The sequence below is a fragment of the Shewanella sp. AS1 genome, assembly GCF_021412565.1.
Classification (GTDB): domain Bacteria; phylum Pseudomonadota; class Gammaproteobacteria; order Enterobacterales; family Shewanellaceae; genus Shewanella.
Window position 1 is genome coordinate 1 of sequence record NZ_JAKCLJ010000044.1, and the last position, 352, is coordinate 352.

General features: G+C 42.3%; 1 rRNA gene. It reads right to left on the reverse strand.

What is annotated here, in order from left to right:
- Window positions 1–97 (reverse strand): 23S ribosomal RNA (locus LZP69_RS15965); the annotation flags it as partial.
- Window positions 98–352: the final 255 nt, after the last annotated feature.

A 352-nucleotide genomic window follows, 5' to 3' on the forward strand; every position in this document is an offset into this window, starting at 1 on the left:
GCTTGTTACTAGCTCGCCAACGCTTTTCGCAAGTTACTACGTCCTTCATCGCCTCTGACTGCCAAGGCATCCACCGTATACGCTTAGTCACTTAACCATACAACCCAAATGAGTTTCATCTGAATCGCATTGCAACTAACGGTTTCTACTTTCGCCAAAAGAATACTCAATGCACTTGATTTAAGTGTGTTTTGAGAACTCAATTATTTCGCAATAACCTCTCGGTTATTACTATCAGCTTTCCAAATTTTTAAAGAACGACCTCCACGGATGGTGGAAGTGCCAAAAATCGTATGGAACGATTTTGGCCAAGCACTGCCGTAAAGACAGGCCAACTGTTCTAACAAGAACA